At 50.0% G+C, this 26,944-nt stretch carries 32 protein-coding genes and 1 other RNA gene; 17 read left to right on the top strand and 16 right to left on the bottom strand.

The window, feature by feature from the left end:
- Positions 1 to 8: 8 nt before the first annotated feature.
- From ACN0S4_RS04450 to ACN0S4_RS04425, 6 genes are read right to left on the bottom strand one after another with little or no spacing between them, the layout of a single operon-like run.
- Positions 9 to 1,382: an RNA polymerase factor sigma-54 gene (locus ACN0S4_RS04450; RefSeq protein ID WP_417656498.1), complete on the bottom strand. Its 1,374-nt coding sequence runs from the start codon at positions 1,380 to 1,382 to the stop codon at positions 9 to 11.
- On the bottom strand, positions 1,379 to 2,104 hold the full coding sequence (gene lptB, locus ACN0S4_RS04445) for an LPS export ABC transporter ATP-binding protein (RefSeq protein WP_417656497.1): 726 nt from the start codon (positions 2,102 to 2,104) through the stop codon (positions 1,379 to 1,381). Before lptB ends, ACN0S4_RS04450 begins: the two co-directional genes overlap by 4 nt.
- Positions 2,085 to 2,615: a lipopolysaccharide transport periplasmic protein LptA gene (gene lptA / locus ACN0S4_RS04440; protein ID WP_417656496.1), complete on the bottom strand. Its 531-nt coding sequence runs from the start codon at positions 2,613 to 2,615 to the stop codon at positions 2,085 to 2,087. The genes lptB and lptA overlap by 20 nt, the downstream gene beginning before the upstream one ends.
- Positions 2,569 to 3,147, bottom strand: a complete 579-nt coding sequence (gene lptC / locus ACN0S4_RS04435) for an LPS export ABC transporter periplasmic protein LptC (protein ID WP_417656495.1) — start codon at positions 3,145 to 3,147, stop codon at positions 2,569 to 2,571. The genes lptA and lptC overlap by 47 nt, the downstream gene beginning before the upstream one ends.
- The gene (gene kdsC / locus ACN0S4_RS04430; RefSeq protein ID WP_417656563.1) at positions 3,144 to 3,698 is read right to left on the bottom strand and encodes a 3-deoxy-manno-octulosonate-8-phosphatase KdsC; all 555 of its coding nucleotides are present in this window, start codon (positions 3,696 to 3,698) and stop codon (positions 3,144 to 3,146) included. Before kdsC ends, lptC begins: the two co-directional genes overlap by 4 nt.
- 20 nt (positions 3,699 to 3,718) lie before the next feature.
- A complete protein-coding gene (locus tag ACN0S4_RS04425) occupies positions 3,719 to 4,714 on the bottom strand; it encodes a KpsF/GutQ family sugar-phosphate isomerase (RefSeq protein ID WP_417656494.1) in 996 nt (331 codons plus the stop codon).
- A gap of 170 nt (positions 4,715 to 4,884) precedes the next feature.
- On the opposite strand from ACN0S4_RS04425, the gene ACN0S4_RS04420 reads away from it, so the two are divergent.
- Genes ACN0S4_RS04420 through murA form a run of 7 tightly spaced genes read left to right on the top strand, consistent with a single transcriptional unit; the run spans position 4,885 to position 9,519 of the window.
- Positions 4,885 to 5,727, top strand: a complete 843-nt coding sequence (locus ACN0S4_RS04420) for an ATP-binding cassette domain-containing protein (protein WP_417656493.1) — start codon at positions 4,885 to 4,887, stop codon at positions 5,725 to 5,727.
- Entirely contained in the window at positions 5,720 to 6,496 is a 777-nt protein-coding gene (gene mlaE / locus ACN0S4_RS04415; protein WP_417656492.1) for a lipid asymmetry maintenance ABC transporter permease subunit MlaE, read from the top strand. Before ACN0S4_RS04420 ends, mlaE begins: the two co-directional genes overlap by 8 nt.
- Positions 6,497 to 6,502: 6 nt before the next feature.
- On the top strand, positions 6,503 to 6,970 hold the full coding sequence (gene mlaD, locus ACN0S4_RS04410; protein ID WP_417656491.1) for an outer membrane lipid asymmetry maintenance protein MlaD: 468 nt from the start codon (positions 6,503 to 6,505) through the stop codon (positions 6,968 to 6,970).
- A 24-nt stretch (positions 6,971 to 6,994) separates the two neighbouring features.
- On the top strand, positions 6,995 to 7,666 hold the full coding sequence (locus tag ACN0S4_RS04405) for an MlaC/ttg2D family ABC transporter substrate-binding protein (protein ID WP_417656490.1): 672 nt from the start codon (positions 6,995 to 6,997) through the stop codon (positions 7,664 to 7,666).
- The gene (locus ACN0S4_RS04400) at positions 7,666 to 7,974 is read left to right on the top strand and encodes an STAS domain-containing protein (RefSeq protein WP_417656489.1); all 309 of its coding nucleotides are present in this window, start codon (positions 7,666 to 7,668) and stop codon (positions 7,972 to 7,974) included. Before ACN0S4_RS04405 ends, ACN0S4_RS04400 begins: the two co-directional genes overlap by 1 nt.
- A gap of 12 nt (positions 7,975 to 7,986) precedes the next feature.
- Positions 7,987 to 8,244, top strand: coding sequence for a BolA family protein (locus tag ACN0S4_RS04395; protein ID WP_169930530.1), 258 nt, complete (start codon positions 7,987 to 7,989; stop codon positions 8,242 to 8,244).
- Between the two features lie 21 nt (positions 8,245 to 8,265).
- Positions 8,266 to 9,519, top strand: a complete 1,254-nt coding sequence (murA, locus tag ACN0S4_RS04390; protein ID WP_417656488.1) for a UDP-N-acetylglucosamine 1-carboxyvinyltransferase — start codon at positions 8,266 to 8,268, stop codon at positions 9,517 to 9,519.
- Positions 9,520 to 9,609: 90 nt separating this feature from the next.
- Here murA and ACN0S4_RS04385 read toward each other — a convergent pair whose 3' ends face one another.
- The 3 genes from ACN0S4_RS04385 to zapE all read right to left on the bottom strand — a co-directional run bounded on the left by ACN0S4_RS04385 (position 9,610) and on the right by zapE (position 13,439).
- Positions 9,610 to 10,656, bottom strand: coding sequence for a trypsin-like peptidase domain-containing protein (locus ACN0S4_RS04385; RefSeq protein ID WP_417656487.1), 1,047 nt, complete (start codon positions 10,654 to 10,656; stop codon positions 9,610 to 9,612).
- A 129-nt stretch (positions 10,657 to 10,785) separates the two neighbouring features.
- The gene (locus ACN0S4_RS04380; protein WP_417656486.1) at positions 10,786 to 12,135 is read right to left on the bottom strand and encodes a DegQ family serine endoprotease; all 1,350 of its coding nucleotides are present in this window, start codon (positions 12,133 to 12,135) and stop codon (positions 10,786 to 10,788) included.
- A 194-nt stretch (positions 12,136 to 12,329) separates the two neighbouring features.
- On the bottom strand, positions 12,330 to 13,439 hold the full coding sequence (gene zapE / locus ACN0S4_RS04375; RefSeq protein WP_417656485.1) for a cell division protein ZapE: 1,110 nt from the start codon (positions 13,437 to 13,439) through the stop codon (positions 12,330 to 12,332).
- Positions 13,440 to 13,515: 76 nt separating this feature from the next.
- Between zapE and ACN0S4_RS04370 the strand changes: the two genes are divergently transcribed.
- The 8 genes from ACN0S4_RS04370 (at position 13,516) to ACN0S4_RS04335 (ending at position 18,991) form a co-directional block, all read left to right on the top strand.
- Entirely contained in the window at positions 13,516 to 13,941 is a 426-nt protein-coding gene (locus ACN0S4_RS04370) for a YhcB family protein (RefSeq protein WP_169930525.1), read from the top strand.
- Between the two features lie 267 nt (positions 13,942 to 14,208).
- Complete coding sequence (gene rplM / locus ACN0S4_RS04365; protein ID WP_169930524.1) at positions 14,209 to 14,637, top strand: 50S ribosomal protein L13; 429 nt, start codon at positions 14,209 to 14,211, stop codon at positions 14,635 to 14,637.
- 17 nt (positions 14,638 to 14,654) lie between these two features.
- A complete protein-coding gene (gene rpsI / locus ACN0S4_RS04360) occupies positions 14,655 to 15,047 on the top strand; it encodes a 30S ribosomal protein S9 (protein ID WP_417656484.1) in 393 nt (130 codons plus the stop codon).
- A 226-nt stretch (positions 15,048 to 15,273) separates the two neighbouring features.
- Positions 15,274 to 15,864 (top strand): ubiquinol-cytochrome c reductase iron-sulfur subunit, encoded by a 591-nt coding sequence (petA, locus tag ACN0S4_RS04355; RefSeq protein ID WP_417656483.1) that lies wholly within the window; start codon positions 15,274 to 15,276, stop codon positions 15,862 to 15,864.
- Complete coding sequence (locus ACN0S4_RS04350) at positions 15,864 to 17,126, top strand: cytochrome b (RefSeq protein WP_417656482.1); 1,263 nt, start codon at positions 15,864 to 15,866, stop codon at positions 17,124 to 17,126. Before petA ends, ACN0S4_RS04350 begins: the two co-directional genes overlap by 1 nt.
- Positions 17,126 to 17,872, top strand: a complete 747-nt coding sequence (locus tag ACN0S4_RS04345; protein WP_417656481.1) for a cytochrome c1 — start codon at positions 17,126 to 17,128, stop codon at positions 17,870 to 17,872. Before ACN0S4_RS04350 ends, ACN0S4_RS04345 begins: the two co-directional genes overlap by 1 nt.
- A 16-nt stretch (positions 17,873 to 17,888) precedes the next feature.
- Positions 17,889 to 18,518: a stringent starvation protein SspA gene (sspA, locus tag ACN0S4_RS04340; RefSeq protein ID WP_417656480.1), complete on the top strand. Its 630-nt coding sequence runs from the start codon at positions 17,889 to 17,891 to the stop codon at positions 18,516 to 18,518.
- An 11-nt stretch (positions 18,519 to 18,529) separates the two neighbouring features.
- On the top strand, positions 18,530 to 18,991 hold the full coding sequence (locus ACN0S4_RS04335; RefSeq protein WP_417656479.1) for a ClpXP protease specificity-enhancing factor: 462 nt from the start codon (positions 18,530 to 18,532) through the stop codon (positions 18,989 to 18,991).
- Here the strand turns inward: ACN0S4_RS04335 and ACN0S4_RS04330 are convergent.
- The 6 genes from ACN0S4_RS04330 to ACN0S4_RS04305 form a co-directional block, all read right to left on the bottom strand.
- Positions 18,968 to 19,474 (bottom strand): GNAT family N-acetyltransferase, encoded by a 507-nt coding sequence (locus ACN0S4_RS04330; protein WP_417656478.1) that lies wholly within the window; start codon positions 19,472 to 19,474, stop codon positions 18,968 to 18,970. The two genes, ACN0S4_RS04335 and ACN0S4_RS04330, sit on opposite strands and share 24 nt — an antisense overlap.
- Positions 19,467 to 19,748 carry a DUF1778 domain-containing protein gene (locus ACN0S4_RS04325; RefSeq protein ID WP_417656477.1) on the bottom strand — a complete coding sequence of 94 codons (282 nt, stop codon included), beginning with the start codon at positions 19,746 to 19,748 and terminating at the stop codon, positions 19,467 to 19,469. The genes ACN0S4_RS04330 and ACN0S4_RS04325 overlap by 8 nt, the downstream gene beginning before the upstream one ends.
- 92 nt (positions 19,749 to 19,840) lie before the next feature.
- A complete protein-coding gene (gene dolP / locus ACN0S4_RS04320) occupies positions 19,841 to 20,410 on the bottom strand; it encodes a division/outer membrane stress-associated lipid-binding lipoprotein (RefSeq protein WP_417656476.1) in 570 nt (189 codons plus the stop codon).
- Positions 20,407 to 20,982: an SIS domain-containing protein gene (locus ACN0S4_RS04315; RefSeq protein WP_417656475.1), complete on the bottom strand. Its 576-nt coding sequence runs from the start codon at positions 20,980 to 20,982 to the stop codon at positions 20,407 to 20,409. The genes dolP and ACN0S4_RS04315 overlap by 4 nt, the downstream gene beginning before the upstream one ends.
- A 38-nt stretch (positions 20,983 to 21,020) precedes the next feature.
- Positions 21,021 to 21,389, bottom strand: a complete 369-nt coding sequence (locus tag ACN0S4_RS04310) for a YraN family protein (RefSeq protein ID WP_417656474.1) — start codon at positions 21,387 to 21,389, stop codon at positions 21,021 to 21,023.
- Positions 21,390 to 21,391: 2 nt separating this feature from the next.
- Positions 21,392 to 23,287, bottom strand: coding sequence for a penicillin-binding protein activator (locus ACN0S4_RS04305; RefSeq protein WP_417656473.1), 1,896 nt, complete (start codon positions 23,285 to 23,287; stop codon positions 21,392 to 21,394).
- Positions 23,288 to 23,346: 59 nt separating this feature from the next.
- On the opposite strand from ACN0S4_RS04305, the gene rsmI reads away from it, so the two are divergent.
- Positions 23,347 to 24,198 (top strand): 16S rRNA (cytidine(1402)-2'-O)-methyltransferase, encoded by an 852-nt coding sequence (gene rsmI / locus ACN0S4_RS04300; RefSeq protein WP_417656472.1) that lies wholly within the window; start codon positions 23,347 to 23,349, stop codon positions 24,196 to 24,198.
- A gap of 11 nt (positions 24,199 to 24,209) precedes the next feature.
- Positions 24,210 to 24,571, top strand: an RNA gene (gene rnpB / locus ACN0S4_RS04295) — RNase P RNA component class A.
- A 2-nt stretch (positions 24,572 to 24,573) separates the two neighbouring features.
- Here the strand turns inward: rnpB and ACN0S4_RS04290 are convergent.
- Positions 24,574 to 26,808, bottom strand: a complete 2,235-nt coding sequence (locus tag ACN0S4_RS04290; protein WP_417656471.1) for a putative bifunctional diguanylate cyclase/phosphodiesterase — start codon at positions 26,806 to 26,808, stop codon at positions 24,574 to 24,576.
- Between the last annotated feature and the right edge of the window lie 136 nt (positions 26,809 to 26,944).

Below are 26,944 nucleotides of genomic sequence, written 5' to 3'. Positions count from 1 at the left end.
CCAAGATATTAAATTAGACGTTTGCGCTGACTCGAGGGCGGAATTTGCATGGCCTCTCGATACTTTGCAATTGTCCGTCTAGCTACTTGGATACCCTGCTGTGCCATGAGTTCAGTCAGTTTACTGTCACTCAACGGCTTTTTTGGGTTTTCCGCAGCAACTAGTTTTTTCAACAACGCCCGAATGGCCGTTGAGGAAGCGTCTTCACCGCTATCTGTCGATAGTTGTGATGAAAAAAAGTATTTCAATTCGAACAGGCCGCGTGGCGTGTGCATAAATTTTTGTGTTGTGACTCGCGAAATCGTAGATTCGTGCATGTCGACTGCTTGTGCTATGTCTGCCAGAACCATAGGTTTCATGGCTTCTTCACCAAACTCAAAGAAGGCTTGTTGGCGTTGCACAATGCTACTGGCGACCTTCAACAAAGTGTCATGGCGACTCTCAAGGCTGCGGATAAACCATTTCGCTTCTTGGGTTTGCTGGCGAATATACTGCATGTCATCACTCGCTTGGCACAATGATGCGTACACATCGTTTACCTTTAGTTTAGGCACAGAATTGGCATTTAGCTCAACTATCCAACGACCATTTTTTTTCCGCACTAACACATCGGGGATCACATAATCATTATCGCCTCCGCCAAAGCCGTCGCCAGGCCTCGGTTGCAGGGCTTGGATCAGTTGAATGACTTCCGTTAAGGCTGCTTCATTGAGTTTGAGTTTTCGCGCTAGTGTGCGGTAATCACGACTACCGAGTAGGTCAATGTGTTGTTGGACGGCTTGTATTGCAGCAGCTCGTGCTGGGGTTGTCTCAGGGAGTGCCTGCAACTGCAGCAATAAGCATTCGCGAATATCGCGTGCGCCCACGCCGATAGGGTCAAAGTGTTGAATACGCTTCAAGACAACTGCAATATCGTCGCCATCAACCAGTTCTTGAATGCGTGGGTCGAGGCTCTCGTAAATCTCGTCGAGTGAGCTATTGAGGTAGCCTTGCTCATCAATGCTATCAATGATGGCAAGCGCAATCAGTTCATCGGTGGGAGTAAAGTGTGATAAGCGCATTTGCCAGAGCAGGTGCTCATGCAGGCTGTCTTGAGTATTCCCTTCAAAAACGCTGTCTTCACCGTCAAAACTTTGTCCTGGCGCAGAGCTGGAATGCGAACCGCAGTCCGCAGAATAGCTCTCCTCCCACTCGGTATCATCAATGGGCGTTTCGCCCTCGACACTCGCGTCTTCAAGTTCCAGTAGAGGGTTTTCGTCCAGCGCTTGTTGAATTTCTTGTTGCAGCTCAAGGGTGGAGAGTTGCAGCAGGCGGATGGCCTGTTGCAACTGTGGTGTAATGGTCAGTTGCTGACTAAATTTGAGCTGTAAGCCCTGCTTCATAGGGTAAATTGTTCACCGAGATAAACGTCTTTCACGTGTTGATTCGCCAATATGCTCTCTGCATTGCCGCTTGCGATGAGTTCGCCGTGCGACACAATGTAGGCATGCTCGCACACCGACAGTGTTTCACGAACGTTGTGATCGGTAATCAACACACCGATGCCGCGATTAGCTAAGTGCTCGATAATTTTCTTAATATCTAGCACTGAAATGGGGTCGACGCCGGCAAATGGCTCATCGAGTAAAATAAATTCAGGTTCTGCAGCGAGTGCGCGGGCAATTTCAACGCGACGGCGCTCACCACCCGATAAACTCATACCCAAGCTATTCGCGATATGACCGATATGAAACTCCTCGAGCAAGCTATCGAGCTTTTCTTCGCGCGCCGTATTGTCGAGTTCGTTACGCGTTTCGAGGATGGCCATGATGTTGTCGCGAACCGTGAGTTTGCGAAAAATAGACGATTCCTGCGGCAGATAACCAATGCCACGACGTGCGCGCTCATGCATCGGCAATAACGAAATATCATCGTCGTCGAGCACAATACGGCCTTTGTCATTGGCGACCAGGCCGACAATCATATAAAACGTGGTGGTTTTACCCGCACCATTCGGGCCGAGTAGCCCAATAATTTGACCAGACTCAACCGTCAAGCTGACATCTTTGACTACAGTTCGCTTTTTATAGGTTTTCGCTAAATGCTCAGCGGTTAGTCGGCTCATCGTTTTTTTGCTTCGGTAATAAAATGGTAGAAACGCGATCGGATTCTTCGTCACCGCGCCGCGCGCTCAATTGTTGGGTCGCGAAGTTATAGACAATTTCATTGCCTTGCATGACGCTATTGTTCTGTTCGACTTTGACGTTACCACGAAGCGTCAATAACTGCTGAGCTTGGTCGTAACGAATCGTTTCAGCTTGGGCCGCAATAATGCTGCCGTCGTCCAATTGCTGTTCATACGTAGCTGGAGAGCCCGTCGCTTCAAACACATCGTTGCCAGGCTCGGTCTCACGAGTAACCTGCAGATGATCCGCACGAATTTCAAGGGTACCTTGTTTAATCAATACGTTTTCATCGAAGGTGGCAATGCGATTGGCAATATCAATCAGGTCACGCTCAGCATCAATGCTGACCGGCTGATTGAAGTCTGCTTTGCCCTGTGCCACTGCAACTGCAGTGAGACCGATACTACTGAGTAGCAGTAGCGTTGTTACCAAAATAGGTGCTTTCGACATGTTTTTTAAATTCCAACACTTGGGTGCGTAAGTCAGCAACCATGCCTTCTCCACGCATTACAAAATTTTTGCCATAAATGGTGACAGGTTGTTCGGTTTCCATGATTTCGGTCAGTGTATTAATCACCAAATAACTAGTTTCGACCCGATCCATAAAATCTTCATGATCTAAGCTGTTGATTTGAATATTGCGCTCCAATACCAACGTCTTGTCATCATAAAATGAGCCTTGCTCAGCAATAATTTGCCAATTCGCAGCATCACCATCCGCATGCACAATATACACTGGACTGGTTAATTCCGTCAGCCCAATAGGCTCATAATGCGTCATTTTCTCTGCGGCGATACGATGCGCAAGCTTACCATCGGTGTCGTAGATACGCATGATCAGACCCGACGCAGTAAAGTCTGGCGCCACTTCACGGAAGCCAGTTTCTTGTTGTGACTCATCGCCGTCACCAAAAGGTCGCCATATCAGTAGCGAACCGATGACAAAAATAAGCGCTAAAAACAGCCACACATTCCGATTCAAACGCTCATCCCTCCTTGCGTTTGCAATGCCCCCTGACTGAGCAGGATCAAATCACTAATTTCACGGACAGCGCCAAAGCCGCCGCGCTGACTGGTCACGTAACGCGCTTGCTGCTGAACCCACGGGTGGGCATCTTGAACGGCAATGCCAACACCGGCACGCTGCAACAAGGCGACATCAGGAATATCGTCGCCGACTCCAACTATTTGAGCTGCATTGAGTTGATATTGTTCCGCCAACCGTTCAAATACACTTAATTTGTCGGTACAGCCTTGAACGATGTCGTGTACTCCGAGTGCCCGCATGCGCGTTTCGACAATGATTGAAGAGCGGCCAGTAATGACTGCCACTTTGATACCGTGCTCAATCAATGCTTTAACACCAAAGCCGTCACGAGTATGAAATGCTTTGAATTCTTCGCCGTCATTACCGAGGTAAATACGACCATCTGAAAAGACCCCATCGACGTCGAACATCACCATGCGGATAGCAGATAGCGCTTCAATCAGCGCCGCGTCGACGTCGCCATACCAAGTGCTGACGGTAGCCATAGGCTGCAGGGGAGTGTTCATCACAGTACTCCTGCTTTTAATAGGTCGTGCATGTTCAGTGCACCCTGCGGGTAGCCTTCAGCATTCACTGCAAACAAGCCATTAATTTTGCGATCTTCCATGAGCTTCAGTCCCTGTGCTGCAAGCACATCGGCGCTAATCGTAATGGGCTGACGCGTCATCACTTGGGCAATTGGAGTCTGGTGAACGTCTAATCGTTGGTCGAGGATGCGGCGCAAATCACCGTCGGTGAACACACCTAATAATTTGCCGTTGGCGTCGGTAATCCCGGTCATGCCTAAGCCCTTCTGGGACATTTCCAGTAAGGCCTGACTGATAGTGGCAGATTCAGCCACCAACGGAATGCGCTCGCCTTTGTGCATGACATCGTGAATATGCAGGAGCAACCGGCGACCCAAACTTCCACCCGGGTGCGATAGCGCGAAATCATCGGCGGTAAAGCCGCGTGCGTGCAACAAAGCAACAGCAAGGGCATCGCCCATAACTAGAGTTGCAGTGGTTGAAGAGGTGGGCGCTAAACCCAGCGGGCAGGCTTCTTTTTGCACAGCAATACACACGTGCACATCAGCTAATTCAGCCAAGGTTGATTGCGGATTCCCAGTCATCCCGATCAACTTCACGCCTCGGCGTTTAATCAGTGGTGCAATACTGAGCACTTCGTTGGTCTCGCCAGAGTTCGAAATCGCAATCACCACATCAGCGGCGGTAATCATCCCCAAATCACCATGACTGGCTTCACCGGGATGCACAAAGAATGCTGGCGTGCCAGTGGATGCTAAGGTGGCTGCAATTTTGCCGCCAATGTGCCCAGACTTGCCCATACCAATGACAATAGCGCGGCCTGTACAAGCCAGTAATAGCTCGCATGCATGTGCGAAGTCTGCGTCGATATAGCGGCGGAGTCCGTCGATTGCGGTCAATTCGGTATCGAGAACATCTAAACCCAATCGGATGAACTCGTCAGTAGTCTTCTGTGCAGTCGATGTTTGCGTCATAAAGTGCTCTCTTTACAATCTCGCGTCATCATACCCGATCGTTTTTCGAATTGCAGACGTAAAAAGCATACGGATAAACGATTTGTCACAAATTTAACGCGCTAAATCTAGGGTTGTTGGCCCAGCTGCGGTAAACTATCAGCCATCTAAATGAATGGATATGGATTTTCATGAGTTCACAGGATACGCCCCAATCGCCCTATTTGGTGGAAGTCGACGCCATCGACTTCTCCCATGCGCATGGTGCACATCAAGTATATAGCGGACTTTCGCTCAACATTCCACGCGGCAAAATTACTGCGGTGATGGGGCCGAGTGGTATCGGTAAGACCACATTGTTGCGATTGATCGGCGGCCAGTTGCGGCCACAGAAAGGCGAAATTAGATTTGCTGGGCAGAATATACCGGCTCTAAGTCGCTCTGAACTCTACGCGGTGCGCAAACGCATGAGCATGTTGTTCCAAAGCGGCGCGCTGTTTACCGACATGTCGGTGTACGACAACATCGCATTCCCGTTGCGGGAAAATAGCATGTTGCCAGAAGAAATTATTGAAACCATCGTGTTGATGAAACTAGAGGCGGTTGGTTTGCGCGGAGCACGGCACTTGATGCCAGCGGAGTTGTCGGGCGGGATGTCACGACGAGCTGCTTTGGCACGCGCTATCGCGCTGGATCCTGAATTGGTGATGTACGATGAGCCTTTTGCTGGGCAAGACCCCATTTCAATGGGCGTGATCGTGAAGTTAATCAAATCCTTGAACGAATCAATGGGTTTGACCAGCGTTGTGGTCACGCACGACGTTGAGGAAGTACTCACTATCGCTGACTACGTTTATATCATTGCGGATAAGCGGGTCGTTGCACATGGTTCGCCGAAAGATTTGCAAGCGCTGGATGACCCATTAGTGAAGCAATTTATTCAGGGTGAAGCGGATGGCCCAGTGCCGTTTCATTTCAAAGCGCCATCGTTGACGGAAGAATTGTTTGGAGACGCGGGAGGTCAGCATGATTGATGCAATCGCGCGTCTTGGTAAGGCGGTTCTCGACTCTATTGCTGGCGCTGGTGCGGCACTATTAATGTTGTTACGCGCGCTGGTTGGCAAACCCCAGTTGCGCAAGTCGTTCCCGCTACTGATGCAACAAATGTATTCAGTCGGTGTGTTGTCGTTGGTCATTATCATTGTCAGTGGTTTGTTCATTGGCATGGTATTGGGCTTGCAAGGCTACACCATCTTGGTCGACTTCGGTGCCGAACAAAGCTTGGGTCCTATGGTCGCGCTATCACTGTTACGCGAATTAGGGCCCGTAGTCACAGCGCTTTTATTTGCAGGGCGAGCGGGTTCAGCGTTAACCGCAGAAATAGGTTTGATGAAGGCGACTGAACAGCTTTCTAGTCTGGAAATGATGGCAGTCGATCCGTTGCGGCGCATTATTTCGCCGCGGTTTTGGGCCGGCTTCTACAGCATGCCAATATTGGCTGTTATTTTCTCAGCGGTCGGTATCTACGGTGGTTATCTAGTAGGCGTGCGCTGGCTGGGTGTCGATGAAGGCGCATTTTGGTCGGTCATGCAATCGCAGGTCGATTGGCATCAAGATATTTTGAACGGCATCATTAAAAGCATTGTCTTTGCATTCGTCGTCACTTGGATTGCACTGCACAAAGGCTACAACTGTGTGCCAACCTCGGTGGGGATCAGCCGAGCGACAACTTCGACCGTAGTGACTGCATCGTTAGCAGTACTTGGCCTCGATTTTATTTTAACCGCATTAATGTTTGGGTAATGGATTATGGAATCACGTACAACACAATTAGCAGTCGGCTTATTCGTCATTATCGGCGTTGCAGCTTTGTTGTTCCTGGGTTTGCAAGCAGCTAACACGAGCGCGGTCAGTAGCGGAGATACCTATAAAATCTACGCGAAGTTCGACAACATTGGCGGCTTGAAAGAGCGCTCGCCAGTGAAAGTTGGTGGCGTGGTAGTCGGGCGTGTCAGCCGTATTACGTTAGACGGTGAATACTATGAGCCGTTGGTCGAAATGACCATTAGCGCAACCTACGATGAATTTTCTGAAACATCGTCGGTCTCAATACTGACATCAGGCTTATTGGGCGAGCAGTATCTCGGTTTAAACCCAGGGTTTATTGATGACACCGTTGAAATGCTGAAAGACGGTGACTATATCTACGACACCAAATCAGCGTTGGTGTTGGAAGATTTGATCGGGCAGTTCCTGTTTAGTCAGGGTAACGATTAAGAATCACGGTGTAAGGAGTACCGCATGAAAAATTGGTTAATGGCACTATTAAAGGCACTAACAGTCGCGTGTATCACGTTGGTCAGCACAACTGCGAATGCAGATGTGATTCGCGATGAGAATCCGTACAAATTACTCGAGAAGGTTGCGAATGAAACCTTTGATCGAATTGGCGAAGAGCGCGGTCAAATCAATGAGAGTCTCGACCATTTTCGCGTGATTATCCGTGAAGAGATGATGCCTTACGTTGATTCTGTGTATGCAGCGAAACGCGTATTGGGTCGTAACCTGAAAGATACGACTGAAGAACAGCGGCAAGAATTCTACAAAGTGTTTCGTGATTATTTGATTGCGACTTATGGTCGTGCGTTTACTCAGTATGATGAGACGAAGCACACGGTCGAGTTTGATAACGCGAATCGCTTTGAAGAAGGCAGCAAAGCTGTGACGGTTTACACTCGGGTGATTGAGCAAGGTCGTCCGCCTATTCGCATGGACTTCAAAATGCGCTACGACGACAACGATAACCTGTGGAAAGCCTACGACATGGTCGTAGAGGGCGTCAGCTTGCTGAATAGTAAAGCAGCGGAAATCTCTGCTGTAATTCGTTCACGTGGCATTGACGGAACCATCGAACTGTTGCGTGAAAAGGCGAATGAGCCGATTCGCAATTACGACGGCAACGAGTCTCTCTAATGGCGGCAACAGCAACTTGGTCCCCTCAAGAAGATGCAGCGGTGATCGCTCTCAGCGGCCCGCTCGACCGCAATTCGGTGCCAGCACTTTGGCAAGAACGTGCAAAGTGGCTGGCAGGCGAGGGTGATTTAACGTTACACTTAGCCGACGTAGAAAAGGTCGACTCTGCTGGTGTGGCGTTGCTGATTCAAGCACAAAAAATCCTCAAACAGCAGCGACGGACGCTGAAACTACAGCACGCAAATCGCCAATTACGGGCGATTGTCGAGGTCAGCGGTGTCGCTGATCTGTTGAATTTCAACGACTAAAGAATCAATCTCATGACTGCTGAAGATATTCGCGCGTTACTCGAGAACGCGCTCCAACTTGACGAACTCATTGTAAAAGCTGAAGGTAGTCACGCGAACATTATTGCGGTGGGCGAAATTTTTGCTGATCTCAGTCGCGTGAAAAAGCAGCAATTGGTGTATGCGCCGTTAAAGGCGATTATTGCCGATGGTAGCTTGCATGCTGTAACGATCAAAACCTACACTCCGCAAGAGTGGCAGCGCGAGAAGAAGCTCGCACTTTTAAGCTAAGCCAACTGAGTTAATCAAACTATGCAAAAATTTGTAATTCGTGGCGGCCAACCGTTACGTGGTGATGTAACCATTTCTGGTGCAAAGAATTCAGCACTGCCCATTCTTATTGCTTCCCTGCTCGCGACCGACGACGTTGAAATTGACAACGTACCTGCGTTGCATGATGTGAAAACGACCCTGAAGGTTTTGACTGAGCTGGGTGTCGGTAGCGCCATGTTGGGTCCCAACAAAGTCCGGATTCAACCGCAAGGGTTAAACCACCACGTTGCCAGTTACGAATTAGTGAAAACCATGCGCGCCTCCATTCTGGTCTTGGGACCCTTGTTGGCTCGCTATGGTAAAGCACAGGTGAGCTTACCCGGTGGTTGCGCAATTGGCGCACGCCCGGTGAATTTGCACATTGAAGGGCTGCGCCAAATGGGCGCAATCATCAAAGTCGAAAACGGTTATATCAACGCGCATGTCGATGGTCGCCTGCAAGGTGCCAATATCTTGATGGATACGGTAAGTGTTACGGGTACCGAGAATCTAATGGCCGCCGCAACGCTTGCCGACGGCGTTACTTATATCGAGAACGCTGCGCGCGAGCCTGAAATTGTCGACCTAGCGGCGTTTTTGAATACGCTGGGTGCCGATATTCGAGGTGCAGGCACCGATACTATTGAAATTCACGGTGTTGATAAGTTGCACGGCGGTCAGTATCGCGTGCAACCAGACCGTATTGAAACTGGAACCTTCCTGGTTGCGGCGATGGCGACCGGTGGCGATGTCACGTGTCGTGAAACCGACCCGGATATGCTCGATGCAGTATTGAAGAAGCTCACGGAAGCTGGCGCCAAAATTACGCGCGGCGATGACTGGATTCGACTCGAAGCCACGCAACGTCCGCGACCAGTCAATATCATTACCGCACCACATCCCGCGTTTCCAACCGATATGCAAGCCCAGTTCTGTGCGCTCAACGCTATTGCAGAAGGGGCTGGCTGGGTTCGTGAGACCATCTTCGAGAATCGCTTCATGCACGTACCTGAACTACGTCGTATGGGCGCAGACATCGAACTAGAGGGCAACACGGCTATCTGCAAAGGGGTGCCACAACTGACCGGCGCACAAGTTATGTGTACCGACCTGCGGGCATCAGCTTCACTAGTGATTGCGGGCTTGGTGGCAAGTGGTGAGACGGTGATCGAGCGGATCTATCATATCGATCGCGGCTACGAATCTATCGAACGCAAGCTAACCGCGCTAGGCGCCAACATCCAGCGCCTGTAACCACCAGTGAACGGTAAATAGTGAATAGGTAATAGGAAAGACTAAAAAGTACTTTTTGGGTCTCTCCGTTATCTATTCACTGTTCACTATTCACCGGAGCTTTTCGATCAGGACGGTGCGGGTTAGTTCTCGATTGCCGCGGAAGAAGCGTACTTCGATCTCCGTTCCCGGTGGTGTTTGAGCCACTATCGCAATACCCTCAGAGCCTGAGCGTACCGGCTGACCATTCATCTCTATGATGTAATCTTCAATTTGCAGACCAGCTTTTTCGGCAGGACTGCCAGCATCGATGCCAGTTACGAACATACCCGGTTGTTGATACGGATTGGCATAGGGGATTTCGCCAATGCGCACTCCAAAGTAGCCACGGATGACCTCACCCTCGCGAATTAAAGTATCCAGAATTTGTTTGGCTAATAAGTAGGGGACCGCAAAGTAGATACCGTCGATTCCCTGACCAGTCAGGTCTTGGAACTGCGCATTATTAATGCCGACTAAATAGCCTTGACTATTGATCAGTGCACCACCCGATGCGCCTTCGTTGATTACCGCATCCATCTGTATCAGGTCGGCATGTGAACTAATCACACCCATCCGTCCGCCAGTCGCACTGATAATGCCTTGGGTGATGGTTTGACCCAAATTCAAAGGATTACCGATAGCCAGCACAACATCACCAACGCGGGTACGAATGTCACTACGTTGGGGAATAATGGGCAAGTTATCAGCTTCAATGCGAACTACCGCTAGATCGGTGACTGGATCCGAACCAATCACTTGCCCACTGTATTGGCGGCCGTCTTGCAGGGCGACTTGAATTTCGTCCACGTCTGCAACTACATGCGCAGCAGTTAAAATGTGTCCGCTGTTATCCATGATGACGCCGGAACCGAGTCGGTAGACCGTGGTTGGACGGCGCGAATAATACGAACCCGGCGTTTCCCCGACGCTGTAGATATTCACCACCGCTGGCGCTGCACGATTCACTGCCGTGGCAAAAGAAATCGGCATATCGGTGGCAGGTGATGGCTGCTTGAGATTTTGCAGGTAGGGCATTACCCAAATGACGATAACGGCTACGACCAAGCCCAAACCTACTGAGCGTAATACCAGCCAAAACCAATCACGTGATGTCATGCGGTGTCCACAGTTTCAAGAAGTTAGATTCGCACAGCATATCACTGAAATGTAACGAAGGCAGCATGGTGGAGGTAATCCTCCGACCACACTGCCTTCGCACGTGCGCTAATCGTTTCGCTTTCTCGTTTATTCGGTACCGCGCAGCACCAAGTAAAGCGATGAGTTGCCGCGACGGATATTCAATGCAATCACGCCTTCGGTATTTTCCAGTACTTGCTTCAACTCAGTGACAGTTGTGACGCGCTGACGGTTCACGCCAATAATCACATCATCATCACGCAGTCCGTAACGAGCCGCAATCGAACCTTCTTCCACATCGCTGATGAGAATACCGCCATCGGTAGTTTCTAGCGTCACACCTTGCAGTGCGGGGTGTAACGTTTCAGCTTCAACCACGGTGTCATCTGGGCTCAATGTGACTGTATATTCGCGCTCGTCGCCATCGCGCAGCACGGTGATAGTAACTTCTTTACCTGGACCAATGGTATTCACGCGAGCTGACAGATCCGCAAAAGTCCGAATCTTCTCACCATTGACGCCAACAATCACGTCACCAGATTTGAGACCAGCTTCTGCTGCAGCACCGTCTGGCAATACTTCGGCAACAAAGGCGCCTTGACTCACATCTAAATCCAGTGCTTTGGCGATTTCCGGCGTGAGGTCATTACCGCGTACACCCAACACGCCCCGACGCACTTCACCGAATTCAATCAATTGCTGAACTAAGTTATTCATCATGTCTGACGGAATCGCAAAGCCAATACCAATATTGCCGCCGTTGGGGCCCAAAATTGCAGTATTGATACCGATGAGCTTGCCGTCTAAGGTCACCAACGCACCGCCCGAGTTACCGCTGTTAATAGCAGCGTCGGTTTGGATGAAGTTTTCAATCTCTTCAATGCCTAAGCCACTGCGACCTAGTGCTGAAACGATTCCTGAAGTCACCGTTTGGCCAAGGCCGAATGGATTCCCGATAGCGACCACAAAGTCACCAACACGCAAATCTGCAGACGAGCCCAGTTCAATCGCAGTAAGGTCTTTACCGTCTTGGATTTTCAGTAACGCCACGTCCGAACGCTCATCGGTACCAATCACTTTGGCATCGAACTGACGACCATCCTTCATCGTTACCACAATCTCAGACGCACCATCAATCACGTGGTTATTCGTCACCACATAACCCTCTTCAGCGTCAATAACCACGCCAGAACCTAAGCCCTGAAACGGACGTTCCTGGACTTGTTCACGCGGACCATTCGGGCCAAAGAAAAAGCGGAACATCTCTGGAATGCGTTGACGGACTTCACGCTTACCTTTCACTGAAATATTCACCACCGCAGGAGTCACTTCCTCCAGCATCGGCGCCAGTGTTGGTAATTCATCTTTGTCATTATTAAAGAAGGGAATATTCGCACTAACGGGAGCGACAGCGAACACACCCACCACGGCGAGCACAGCAAGAAACTTTGCTTTCATCGGGTTCATACTCCAAGTTTATGTGTGTAATTCAAGATACGTGTATCACGCAAAGAAAGACCGATATCGACGATATAAGTTCACCCCCGACATGTTTCAAGGTGTTTCTGACTGACGGGGAACAGTGAGCAGTGAAAAGTGAACAGTTTTTGGCAATTCTGTTCACTGTTCTCTTTTCACCATTCACCGGAAGTTCAGGGTTTGTGTGCTAACGCCAGGTAGTCGTGTGACTGCATTTCTTGGAGTCGGCTGATGCAGCGCTTGAATTCGAAGCTGAGTTTGCCGTCGCTGTAGATGTTTTCAAGTGGTACTGCGGCGGAGAGGATGAGTTTGACGCGGCGTTCGTAGAATTCGTCGACGAGAGCGAGAAAGCGGCGTGCGGCATCATCATTATTACTGCCCATTTGTGGCACGTTACTGATCAAAACTGCGTGATATTCGTGGGCGATTTGGATGTAGTCGTACTGGGACCGCGGGCCTTCACAAATGGCTTTAAAGTCAAATAAGACGACGTCATCGCACTCGAGTCGAACCGGGATATCTCGCCCGTTAATGTGCACGGTGCCGTCGGTATTGCGGCTGCAATGGTCGGGTGACAATTCACTGAAATAACGTTTCAAATTAATATCAGCGTCGTCATCTAATGGCGAGTGATAGATTTCAGCGCGGGTCAGAGTTCGCAAGCGGTAGTCAATGCCGCTGTCGACATTGATGACTTCGCAATTGGCCTTGATTAAGTCAATAGCAGGCAAGAAACGCTGGCGCTGCAAACCATTTTTGTAGAGTTCGTCAGGCACAATATTCGACGTGGCGACCAGCACAACATTGCGCTTGAATAGCTCCTGCATCAAAGTGCCGAGCAGCATGGCATCGGTGATGTCTTGTACAAAGAATTCGTCGAAGCAGATGATTTGGGTTTCTGCGGCTAGTTTTTCCGCAATAATCGGTAATGGGTCGCTACGGCCTTTTAATTGTTTCAGTTCCGCATGAACGCGCTGCATAAAGCGATGAAAATGCACGCGCATTTTTTCTTCAAAAGGTAGCGCATCGAAAAAAGTATCGACCAAATAGGTCTTGCCGCGTCCAACGCCACCCCAAAAGTAAATGCCCTGCGGTGGTTGCGGTGGTGAACTAAACAGGCGCCCCAACAAACTACGGTCTGCTTTTGCACGATACTGAATCAGCGCCTCATAAAGCTTTTGCAGCGCTTCCACAGCCTTGCGCTGAGCGGCGTCTGGGGTGAAACCACCACTGCTTAAATCACGTTCATATTTGGCGATAGGGCTAAGTCTTTCGTTTGTCACTACCACTTCCACCTCAAACTGGATTATGCTTATAGGGAAGAGTTTATCATGCGAAGGACGCAGTAAAGGAGTGTTTATGAGCTGGATTATTGGCATTTTATTAGTTGCCGTGGGTGCTGTGATTGGTTTTTTCGTCGCCCGCTACTGGCTGCATGAGCATTCAGAAGAAGCGCGCTTGAGTGAAGAAGTCACGCAAAGTAAGCAACAATTTGCTGCCTATCAGCAAGAAGTCGCCGAGCATTTGAGCACCGCTAACGCCTTAGTAGAGCAACTCGAAGAAACCCAAGAGAAGCTGAAAGCCTACTTAGCCAACAGTAGTGAGCTATTGCAGCGCGAGCAAACACAACCCAGCTTGCCATTTTTTGCCGAAGACACCATTCGACAAATTCGCATGGCGAACACCACACGCAGTGATCGCAGTCGCAGCAGCGAGAAAGAAAATGCCAGCGAACCCCCACGCGACTACAGCGACAAAAAGCAAAAGCTGTTCACCAAGGACTGACAGGGAATGGTGAACAGTGAACAGGTAATAGACAGGGCCGAAAGAAGCTCAAATCTAGTGTTTGCTATTACCTATTCACCATTTACTATTCACTATTTACCGTTCACTGTTCACTTTCCAAATTAGTTCGCGTATAATCCGCGCCAGCCCACGTTACAGGTACAACTAACCGAGATTGTGGCACTGAAAATGTAACCACAGCGGTTGTTGTGGTTCGCGGGGAAGCCCGGAACTACTGTCGTGAACCTTTAAAAAGAGTATGTTTCAATGAGTACATTTGTTGCAAAACCAGAAACTGTTCAACGTGACTGGTACGTAATTGACGCTGAAGGTAAAACTTTGGGTCGTTTGGCTACTGAAGTTGCCCGTCGTTTACGCGGCAAGCATAAGCCTGAATACACTCCGCATGTTGATACTGGCGATTACATTGTCATCATCAACTGTGAGAAAGTAGCTGTTACTGGTCGTAAGGCGCAGGACAAAATCTACTACTCACACTCTGGTTACCCAGGTGGTATCAAAGAAATCAACTTCGAGAAGTTGATTGCTAAGGCACCAGAAATGGTTATTCAGAAAGCGGTGAAAGGTATGTTACCCCGTGGTCCATTGGGTCGTGCCATGTTCCGTAAACTGAAAGTATACGCAGGTGCAGAGCATAACCATGTTGCTCAGCAACCTAAACAACTTGAAATTTAATACGGAGCATTAAGAAAATGGCAGAGAATCAATACTACGGTACTGGTCGTCGCAAAAGCTCTACTGCACGCGTTTTCTTGCGTCCGGGCAGCGGCAACATCAGCATTAACAACCGCACCTTAGAAGAATACTTTGGTCGCGAAACTGCGCGCATGGTTGTACGTCAGCCACTTGAGTTGGTTGAGATGATCGAAAAATTCGATCTGTACATTACCGTTGCTGGCGGCGGCTCTAGCGGCCAAGCCGGTGCAGTTCGTCACGGTATTACTCGTGCGTTGATGCAATATGACGAAGCTTTACGTGGCGATTTACGTCGTGCGGGTTATGTAACTCGTGACGCACGTCAAGTTGAGCGTAAGAAAGTCGGCTTGCACAAAGCACGTAAGCGTCCACAGTTCTCGAAGCGTTAATCGCAGCCGAAACTGTTTCGCAGTTCAAAAAAACCCGGCCTTCGTGTCGGGTTTTTTGCGTTTATCCTTGTAAAAATCAGGTCATTTCTTTATCATCTGAAGGCTTTTTTTGCCGATAGTTCGTATATAGATTTGAAGCACTTGCTGTACGTACGAATCAACGCAGCAGCTAATTACTGACTTCATGGCTATGTTCCATGAAGCGTCCAAACTGGAGAGTAAGTGGATGAGCAATGCGCCTGTAGATAAAGGCCGCCGTCGTTTTCTGACTGTCGCGACTTCCGTCGTGGGAGCAGCTGGCGCGGTGGGTGTTGCTGTTCCTTTCATTGCATCGTGGAACCCGAGTGAAAAAGCGAAAAACGCGGGTGCCCCTGTGGAAGTGAACATCGGAAAGATGGAACCGGGTCAATTGATTCGGAACGAATGGCGAGGCCAGCCAGTCTGGATCGTCCGTCGGACTCCGGAAATGTTAGCCAGCCTTGAAGGCTTAGCGGACCAACTCCGCGATCCAAATTCAGAAGAACCACAACAACCTGAATATGCGAGCAATCTCTACCGGTCGCGCAAAGATGAATATTTCATCGCGGTTGGTATTTGTACCCACTTAGGGTGCTCTCCACAGTACTTAGAAACCGATTTCGGTGAGCAGGTTGAAGGCATTGAAGCGGGTTTCTTCTGCCCATGCCATGGTTCTAAGTTTGATATCGCAGGACGCGTGTTCTCGGGTGTACCTGCACCATACAACTTGGTCGTACCCCCACATTATTATGTGAATGACAACGTCGTTCTCATTGGTGAAGATGGGGAGCAAGCATAATGAGTAAACTAATTGCTTGGTTTGATGAGCGCATCCCACTGTCGAAAACGTGGAATATCCACCTTGCTCAGTATCCTGCGCCGAAAAACTTTAACTTCTGGTACCTGTTTGGCGTGCTCGCCATGCTGGTATTGGTAAACCAAATCCTGACCGGTATTTGGCTGACTATGAACTATGTTCCTTCTGCTGAAGGTGCGTTCGCGTCAGTTGAATACATCATGCGTGACATTGATTACGGTTGGCTATTGCGCTACATGCATTCCACCGGTGCCTCGGCATTCTTTGTGGTCGTCTATCTGCACATGTTCCGCGGCATGATGTACGGCTCCTACCAGAAACCACGCGAATTGCTGTGGGTATTCGGTATGTTGATCTTCCTGGTGCTGATGGCTGAAGCCTTTATGGGCTACTTGCTGCCTTGGGGACAAATGTCGTACTGGGGTGCACAGGTTATCATTTCACTGTTCGGTGCAATTCCGATTATCGGTGACGACTTAACGCTGTGGATTCGTGGTGACTACGTTATTTCTGGCGCAACGTTGAACCGCTTCTTCGCACTGCACGTTATTGCGTTACCTTTGGTACTCGTCATTCTAGTATTCCTGCACATCATTGCTTTGCATGAGGTTGGCTCAAACAACCCTGAAGGTATTGATATCAAGAAGAAGAAAGGCACGATTCCAGAGTCAGAGAAGCCGAAGTTCACATTCCACGAGCGCTTCACGAAGAAGTATGACGTGGTCGATGCGGTTCCTTTCTTCCCTTACTACGTGGTGAAAGATCTGATCGGTATCGGTATCTTCTTATTCTTGTTCTGCTATGTGATTTTCTTCGCTCCAGCTATGGGCGGCCTGTTCTTAGAGCCACCAAACTTTGAAGCGGCGAATCCATTGAAGACACCTGAGCACATTGCTCCGGTATGGTATTTCACACCGTTCTACGCAATTTTGCGTGCGGTTCCTGACAAGTTGTTAGGCGTTATCTTGATGTTTGGCGCTATTGTCTTCTTGTTCTTGCTGCCGTGGATTGATCGTGGCCGTGTTCGTTCGATTCGTTATCGTTGCACGTTCCACAAAATCAACCTGACGTTGTTTGTGATCAGCTTTATTGCGCTGGGTTACTTGGGTCTGAAGCCTGCGACTGAGGTCTATACCTTCTTCGCCCGTGTCTTCACCTTCTTGTATTTTGCGTTCTTTATCTTCCTGTGGTTCTACAGTAAGAACGAGAACACGAAGCCCGTACCAGAGAGGATTACCAAGTGATGAAATCATTTCTTAAAGCGACTCTGTTAACCGCAGCATCACTTTGGACCGCAGCCGCTTTCGCTGCGGGTCCAACGGTCCCACTCGACAAGGCGGAGATCGACTTACACGACAAAGCGTCGTTACAGCGTGGTGCGCAATTGTTCATGAACTACTGTTTGGGTTGTCACTCAATGCAGTATCAACGCTACAACCGCACGTTCCGCGATTTAGAAATTCCGGAAGAACTGGGCGTAGAAAACTTGCAGTTTACGGGTGAGAAACCTGGTGACTTGATCACCAACGCGATGCCAACTGAAGCCGCAGGTGCTTGGTTCGGTACTGCAGCACCTGATTTAACGTTGGTCGCTCGCGTCCGCGGAGCCGATTGGTTGTACACCTACTTCCGTTCGTTCTATGTGGACGAGTCGCGTCCGTTTGGCGTCAATAATGCGGTGTTCCCGAACGTCGGTATGCCGCATGTCTTGCAAGAACTGCAAGGCGTGCCACGCAAAACGCATGAAAAACGCATGGTTGATGGCGAAATGAAAGATGTCTACGTCGGTATTAAATCTGACGGCAGCGGCATTTTGAGCCCAGCAGAGTATGACCAAGCCATGCTCGACTTAACCAATTTCCTGGTCTATACCGGTGAACCTATGCTGCTCGAACAGCGTCGCTTAGGTTGGTATGTATTCGGGTTCATACTGGTCTTTACAATTCTCGCGTGGTTGTTGAAACGTGAGTACTTCCGAGACTTGAAGTAATTTTATGGAGAATAAAATGTCGGTTGCGGCAAACAAGCGGTCAGTGATGACCTTGTACGCAGGTAAAAATGACTTACGCAGTCATCAAGTTCGTATCGTGCTCGCAGAGAAGGGCGTTGGGGTTGAGATCACTTTTGTCGACCCTGACAATCGCCCGGAAGATTTGCTGCAGCTCAACCCATACGCAGATGCACTGCCGACGTTAGTGGACCGTGAGTTGGTGTTGTATAACGCCCACATCATCATGGAATATCTTGATGAGCGTTTCCCGCATCCGCCATTAATGCCAGTCTACCCAGTGTCACGCGGTACTAGTCGTTTGATGATGTACCGTATTGACCGTGACTGGTATGAGCTTGCTGACAAAATTATGGCTGGTGGCAAAGGTGCTGAGGCGGCTCGCCAAGAGCTTCGCGAAGGTATTTTGGCACTGGCGCCAATTTTTGCGGACACGCCATACTTTATGAGCGAAGAGTTCAGTCTAGTCGACTGTTACTTAGCACCATTGTTGTGGCGTTTGCCGGTCTACGGCATCACCATTGATGGTACTGGCTCTAAAGCGGTTAAAGCGTACATGGTACGTGTATTTGAGCGCGAATCTTTCCAAGAATCACTCACTGAAATCGAGCGAGATTTAGGTCGATGAGTGAGCAGGCCATGAGCCCTCGTCGCCCGTATTTATTGCGGGCGATGTACGAGTGGTTAGTGGACAATCAATTGACTCCGCATCTTGTTGTAAACGCCAGTGTGACTGGTTGCCAATTGCCGTGGGAATTCGTCAAGAACGGTCAAATTGTTCTGAACGTTTCACCCACTGCAGTTGCACAATTGCAGATGCATAACGAGTTCGTCGAATTTAACGCCCGTTTTTCCGGCAAGCCTCACCACGTCGTAGCCCCTATGGCAGCCGTCATGGCGTTGTATGCTCGAGAAAATGGTGCCGGCACTCTGTTTGAAGAAGAAGCTTACTATTCGGAAGAGCGTGATATCAGCCTGACCGATGATGATGAGCCTACTGCGACTGGTGCACCGCCTGCGGTTGAGCCAGCTCCTGAAGCTTCCAACAAACAGTCCAGCAAATCGAAGCGCAAAACCTCACACCTCAAAGTCGTTAAATAGCTTACGAATAGATTCAGTTGGTAGAAATAGCCGATTGGGGTCAGATGTCAGCGCAATAAAACCGTAGTTGAGGTAGAAGTCACGAGCACCTAGCTTTGCATCAACAAAGCATGCTGCTGCGCCCGCAATATCTGCAATCTTCAGACAATTCTTTAATGCATTCATGAGTAGTAAACCGCCAAAACCCTGACCTTGATGGTGTTTATCAATCCCTAATCGTGCCAGATTGACGCCTGGCATTTGCGGGCGATAGCGGCGGTCAAATGGTGAGGGTACCTGTGCTGCTGTGACGGTACATAGGGTCAAAGTATAAAAGCCTAAAATACTTTGTGGTTGTGATTCTGAATGCAAAATATAGGTTCTTGAACTCGACCGGCGCTGTGCCTGAAAAGCAATGTTGCGCAGAAAGAGATTCAGTTCAGCTGAGCCACAATCAAAGGCATCCCGCTCGAAGGTTCGGTTAAGAAGACTGACTTTAAGCAAGCCCCTGGCTCCGAGCTCTAGCCGCTGCGGCTTTGAGTTTTGCGTTCGGTTCGTCGGGGTTGTCGATAGCGTTGTAGAAAACTTTACTGTCTTCGACCGTCAACTCAATTAATTTATCTCGCGCAATAATTTCTTGGGCTTTTTGGAGAGCGGCCTGAACTATAAAGTCATTGAGTTGCGAACCGACCATGTCAGCGGCCGCCTGAATATCATCTTTGATGTGCTTCGGTATGCGCGCTGTAATTCGGTCGCGCTCAAGATTATTGTTCATCATTGCCACCATTAATTGAAATGGTGCCAATTTGGCACCAATTAAAAGCATAGCACAGATTGGATAAAATGGTGCCAAATTGGCACCATGCAAGATTAGCGGACTTCGAAGGCGTCGATAACGCGGGTCACGCCATTCACATTGCGTGCTATATCGATAGCGGTTTGTGCTTCAGCACGACTCACGATACCCATCAAAAAGACTTCGCCATTCTCGGTGACAACCTTGACGCGTGAGCCTTCCACCTCTTTATTGGCAAGCAGTTGAGCTTTAACTTTGCTGGTAATCCAGGTGTCTTTGGAAATGGTTTGGACACCAATCACGTCGCCAACTCGAATCTCATTGTGAACCCGAATCACTCCATCAATGGAACGGACCGTGTTGGCCGCGAGGTCGCTTAAATTACGATTCGCCACTTGTCCCATCAACAGAATTGAGCGATTAAACGAGACCACTTGAATACGGGCCGCATCAAGCTTGTCTTCCCGTTGCAGAGCGGTAATGGCTTTCACCTCGATGGCTTGGTCATCGACTTGCGCGCCAACCGTGCGGCTATCGCTCGCCGATGCAATACCCACAGCAGTCGCACCAACAAGCGCCGCTGCGCAGCCACTCAACGATAGGGTCAATACGGCAACTAATGTTGTTCGTTGCAAAATATTCATTCGTCTAACTCCTGCGGGAATATATGTTGTTCAGCAAGATGGCAGAGCATATTCACGAGTTGCAAAATATGTTCGCTGACGCGCGCGGTGTTGCGTGATGGGATGCGAATTTCCACATCATCAGGACCGAGTAAACCGGCAACATCGGTATCGGCATCACTGGTAATCGCGATGATAAACAGGTTGCGTGCAACGGCTGCCTCCATCGCTTTACTGACGCGCGGCGCTTGTGCACCAGAACTCAATACAATGAGTAAATCAGCGGCTTGACCAGCGGCAAGAATTTGCTGCGCAAAAATGGCTTCGTGTTCTTTCGCGCCAAAGTCGGCATGCAACGCGGTCACAGGAAAAGGTGGACGCTCAAAGTTCAGGCCAGTCAGCATCATGTGGCCGAAATGTCGTGCACTCGCGTGAGCCATATTCTCACCACAGCAATAAATGCGCCGTCCATTGAGCAGCGTATCGACAAGTAACTCTGCGGCACGCAATAAGGGTTCCTGTAATTGATCAGCAGCGGCGATCTGCGTTTGAATACATTCGGTAAAAATACCTTTTACAGAGTCCTGCATCATGGAGTCCTTGTTATGCTTTTCTGGGTATCGGCCAACGGTTAGAACGCGTCAACCAGCCAATGCAATTGGGTTGGGTTATCAACAATAGCCACAACATCAAAGCGCATCTGCACGCGGTGTTCATCGAGCTGCTGCGACATTAAAAAATACTGCGCTGCGCGTCGTATACGTCGACATTGTGCAGCACTAATTTGTTCCACGACCGTTGCGAAATTTTCATCACTGCGGTGTTTCACTTCAACAAACACTAAGGTTTGTTCGTGCTGCATGATGAGGTCGATTTCACCGTGATCACAGCGATAATTTTGCGCGACCAAACGCAAATCATGCGCTTCCAAGTGTGAGATAGCTTGCGCCTCGCCTTGATTCCCGAAGCCTTTTTTGCCGTGAGTTTGGGTCTCGACCAAAACTAATTTGCAGCTTCGTTATCGGCAACCACACGATGACCATCGTAGCGCGCCCATTGCAACTCACGGAGCACCCGATTCGTATCTAAGCGCAATGCACCAGTCAACCCATCAACGGTCAGTCCCGGCAATGCCGCTAACCAATACCCTTGCTGGGTCAACAGAACACTGTCATGACCAAAGGCAGCGAGGCGTGCCAAGTTGTGGCCCCAATGCTTGCGCAACTCAATCAATTGCTCCAGCTGTTGATGCCGCGGATGTTCAGGGAGCAACCAAGGCGCATCGGTAAAATGAACGGCATCCAGGTCATTCTCGCTCAGGTCATTGCGTAAGGTGTGACTGCCAGAGTTTGCATACACCGGAATGGGTTGCATGAATGGCGCAATGTTGACGTCAATAAACGGCTTCAGCAAACGCGTTTGCTCAATACCACCGACTAAATAAATCGCATCGATATCGGCGCGGCTGCGTGCTTGGGAATCGACAATAATTTTGCCCGCAGCAATTTTAACCTGCCAAATACGCGCTTCGCTCTGAGTCACCCCGAGCTGACTTTGCACCGTTGCTTTCATGTCATCAGGTGTTTGATAGGTGCCGAAGCTTAAGCTGCCGCTGTCCTGTAACTGCGTCCAGGTGTCACTAAACACTTGGCTGAGTGATTCACCCCGAGTGGATTGCGGAAATAACACCAATGGCGATCGATGGCCCAAGGCATGAATGTGTTGTGCGGCTTGACGCACCTCGGTTTCCGTATCTAACGCGTAAAACCGCTGCCGATCCAGAGACACCGTCAAATTGCCGGTCGGCTCATTGAGCGTCAGCCATTGTAATTGCGCCGGCAATGCGCTGGCATCCACCCGTGCAATGTTGTCCTTCAGCAGAGGTCCTATCAATACATCGGCTTGCTTTTGTTGCAGCAGCTCAGGAATGGTTGCGAAATCGAGACTTTGTGTATCGACAATAGTGACAGCAAGTTCCGGTCGTTGCGCCAATGCCATGATCATGCCGTCGCGAACTGCCTGTCCCTGCTCGGCAAATTGACCCGTTAAGGGCAGCAACACCAGTGCTTTTTGTGGCGCCCGTTTACTGGCTTCCTCCAGTAATCCTTCCGCCAAGTTGGTGGCTGGGTGTTGTTCAAATTGCGCTAACCAACGTTGCCAGAGTGACTGACCAGTGCTGGGGTCAGCTGCCGCCTGATGCAAAGTCACTAACAACTGTTGCCAACCGCGAGTCAATTGGGTCGGCTCGACGATGTCGAGCGTTTCGGGTTCGCGCACATGCTGGAGCAATGACCATACTGCGTCAATGTCATCGGCAGCGATATCGCCACGGTCTAACCGTTGCAATTGATAGACAGAAGCTTGGTCCCAACGATCTTGTGCGAGCTGACTCCGAATAGCGAGTTGCAGTGCTTCATCACCGAAGTGGGTACTTACTCTTGGAGTGAGCAAGGGGCGGAGAAACAGATCCACTTGCTGCCATTCACTTTCATGCGCGGCTTGCTGCGCCAATAAGTACTGCCGCAAATGCAGGTGTGCTTGCGTCAATTCACTATTCGGAATGTGATTTTGCGACTGCGCTAATACAGCTGCCGCATGCTGCCATTGACCAGCGCGCTGGAACTGAGCTGCCGCGTTGAGCAGCGCCTCGTTGCGTTGGTCACCTTCGCTTTGCTGAGCCAGCTCTAACCATTCGCGACTACTGCGTTGATCACTAATGCCAACTTGTGGCGCAACGTCGGTGACAGCAGGTTGTGCTGGCTTCCGCGAGGAATCTACTTGCCGCGGTCCAGATGCACAGGCACTGAGCGTCAGCACAGTGATCACAATCAACAGCTTCTTTGCCGAGTAAATATTTGGCACAATAGCATCCAACTTATCGCTTGCCTGAATGGCCATACTATAAACGTACGCGTGACCTGACACAACGCGCAGTGCCGTCTTTACTAGGGGTTAACATGTCTACTTCGACTCACGGGACGCTCTTTATTGTGCCCACACCCATTGGTAACTTGGGCGATATTACCGAGCGTGCAATTCAAGTCTTACGAGATGTTGCTGCTATCGCTGCCGAAGATACTCGCCATAGCGGACAGCTATTACAGCACTTCGGTATCAAAGCAGAGATGATTGCATTGCATGAACACAATGAGCGCAACAAGTCGCAATTATTAATTCAACGACTCCAAGCCGGTGAGTCATTGGCACTCATCAGTGACGCTGGGACGCCGCTCATCAGTGATCCAGGCTATGTCTTGGTGCAACAGTGTCGTGCAGCAAATATCCGCGTCAGCGCGCTGCCAGGAGCTTGTGCTATCACCACCGCACTGTCTGCAGCAGGACTACCGACCGATCGCTTCACCTTTGAGGGCTTTTTGCCAGCCAAGCCACAGCAGCGACGGGCTAAATTAAAAGAGCTTGCGGCAGAAGTCCGCACCTTAGTGTTCTATGAGTCACCGCATCGTATCACGCATACGTTGGCGGATCTGCGCTCTGTGTTTGGTGACGAACGTCCTTTGGTGATGGCACGCGAACTCACGAAGCAGTTTGAGACTTACCTACATGGCACCATTGCCACGGTCGAAGAGCAAGTGTTAGCCGATAGCAATCAACAACGTGGCGAAATGGTGCTAATGCTGGGCGGTGCCGAGCCTGTTGCTGCCGACGACTTGAATCCACAAGCACTCGTCACCTTGCAACTGCTGCGAAAAGAGCTACCGCTGAAAAAGGCCGCGGCGCTCGCCGCCGAAATTCACGGCGTGCGCAAAAACGCACTCTATCAACTGGCTTTAGAGGCCGATCAAGCGTAGAATCCGCCGCGGGAGTCAGCCAGACAATCGCTGCCTAGTGGGAAACTGCTAGGGGGAGGAAAGTCCGGGCTCCATAGGGCAGGGTGCCAGGTAACGCCTGGGCGGCGTAAGCCGACGACTAGTGCAACAGAGAGCAAACCGCCGATGGCCTGCGCAAGCAGGATCAGGTAAGGGTGAAAGGGTGCGGTAAGAGCGCACCGCGCGGCTGGCAACAGTTCGTGGCACGGTAAACTCCACCCGGAGCAAGGTCAAATAGGGGTTCATTGGCGCGGCCCGCGTTGAACCCGGGTAGACTGCTTGAACGCTAGGGTGACCTAGTGGCTAGACGAATGATTGTCCTCGACAGAACCCGGCTTATCGGCTGGCTCCCCATTTCTAACTTTTCTTCAGCTTGCCTTTGGTCTGGTTGAAGCTGTGCGCCATTTTCAAGAACTCATCGCGCGGCACCGCTTGGCCATAGAAGAAGCCCTGCTGATAGTGACACTCTTGCGCACGTAAGAAATCCACCTGGGCTTCGGTCTCGACACCCTCTGCAATCACTTGCATGTTCAGCGTATGGGCAATACGGATCAATACTTCAACTAAAGCCGTTTGTTGGCCATGATACGGCACATCTTGCAAGAAGCTGCGATCAATCTTGATTACATCAATGGGATACGAGCGTAGGTAATTCAAGCTTGAATAACCGGTACCGAAATCATCGATAGCCAGATGTACACCCGCATCGCGCAGTTTACGCAGATTCATAAACTGCCGTTCCTTATTGCGCATCAACATGGACTCGGTGATTTCCATCATCAGCTTGTCCGCTGGCATGCCACTTTGTTTCAAAATTTCGAGCCAGTGATCAGCTGCCTCGCGGTCATTGAATTCACGGGGTGAGCGGTTAATCGCAATCGTCACATCGAGATTGTCATCAGCAAAGTACTTCCAATCTTTTACCACTTGCTGCATGACAAACTCACCCAAACCTATAATCGCACCGGTTTTTTCCGCAATCGGAATAAACTCTGCTGGCGATACCATGCCACGCTCTGGATGCTCCCACCGAATCAATGCTTCACAACGTGTCATCTTATGACTCGCCGTATCAATAACCGGCTGGTAGTAAACGCGGAACTGACCTTCCTCTAAGCCACGGATGATCTGGTGATGAAGAGCAATGTGCTTCTCAGTGGTTTGCCGTAACTGTTCATCAAAGAAGTAAACACTCAGCGAACCGGTGGTTTTGGCTGCATACATGGCAAGTTCGGCATGCTTGACCAAGGTCTGCACGTCGGTAGCGTCGGTTGGGAACATCGCAATACCGACACTGGCGGTCATATTGATATGATTGTGTTCAATGTCGAGCGTGTTCAACAAATCACTCATGATCACTTTGGCCCGCGCTTCGGCTTGTGAAGCATCCTCCAGAGCACGCAGTGCAATCGCGAATTCATCACCACCAATCCGTGCCAACAAATCATCGGCACGAATACTTTGCCGAATACGACTGGCGACGTTCTTCAACAATTCATCGCCAATGTCATGGCCTAATGCGTCATTGATCTCGCGCAAATGGTCGAGGTCGAGCAAGAGCACCGCAAACTGCTGTTCATGCCGAATAGAGGTACGAATTACGCGGTCCAATTGCTGCTGGAAGTAATTTCGGTTCGGCAATTCCGTGAGCGGATCGAAACGTGCCTGAAACGCAATCGTCTTGATTGCTCGGCGTAACCGTTGTTGGGTAATCATCAGCACCATAAATGACGCGATAATAAAAGCGGTTAGCGCAATACCAATGGACCAATGCAGGAAGAACGACTGTGGTGCATCAACCCATGCGCCTTTGCGTGGATATGCGGCCAACTCCCACATGCCTCGCGGTATGCGAACATCAGTGATCATGGCATCTTTGTTAAAAATCAGATTTGGCCCCGCGAATGCCGTGGCAACGTTATCGGCATCTTCCATTTTGTGACGTAACGCAAACACATACTCGGGATGCTGACTAAACTCGACGCCATCCAATAAATGTTGTGGGTTGATAACCAAGGAGGTCACCCCCCACAGTTCGCCTTCTTCATCAAATACCGGCATCCGGGCGACAAAAGCATCACGGCCCTGTACCAATTGAATGGGTCCAACCATCGTAATATCTTGCGCGGCAATGGTACGAAGGATATCGCCATACTGCGCTGCTGAAGTGCGGTAATTAAAACCTAAAGCGGACTGATTGCCAGCCAATGGATACACAAATCGAATGATCAGATCTGGAGCGAGTGCGAGATGTTCAATATCTAGGTCAGTCGAGAGGAATTCATCCATCAGGCGTTGCAAGCGCAATCGGTCAGGGGTGTCTTGCCAAAGAATTTCTGGACGCAGTGCTCGTAGCACAAGCGTATTGGCGAGAATGCGTTGTTCGAGCCGACCACGCATGGCCGTGAGTTGCTCGACGGCGCGGCGTTTTTCAATCTCGAGTTGCTGTTGGCGCTCACTATCGACCACTAAATAGACGGCATACAGCAGCGCCGAAGTGATGAATAGCAAGACCACAGCATAACGAACGATACGCCATTTGGAGCGTTCGCTGGTGTTCCCATCTTGTTGTTCAGCAGCCGCTTGACTCACGACACTACTCTTTGTTGGTTTACGCATGGTGTAGGGCGTTGCTTATTATGTTTGTTATGAGTTTACGCGACCTTTCACGCATCATCCTGTAGATACAACTTCTCGTCAAGTGCTCAAGCGCCTCACTGAAACACCA

The sequence above is a fragment of the Pseudidiomarina aestuarii genome (genome assembly GCF_048263735.1).
GTDB lineage: Bacteria > Pseudomonadota > Gammaproteobacteria > Enterobacterales > Alteromonadaceae > Pseudidiomarina > Pseudidiomarina aestuarii_B.
This window is presented reverse-complemented; position numbering and strand designations above follow the sequence as displayed.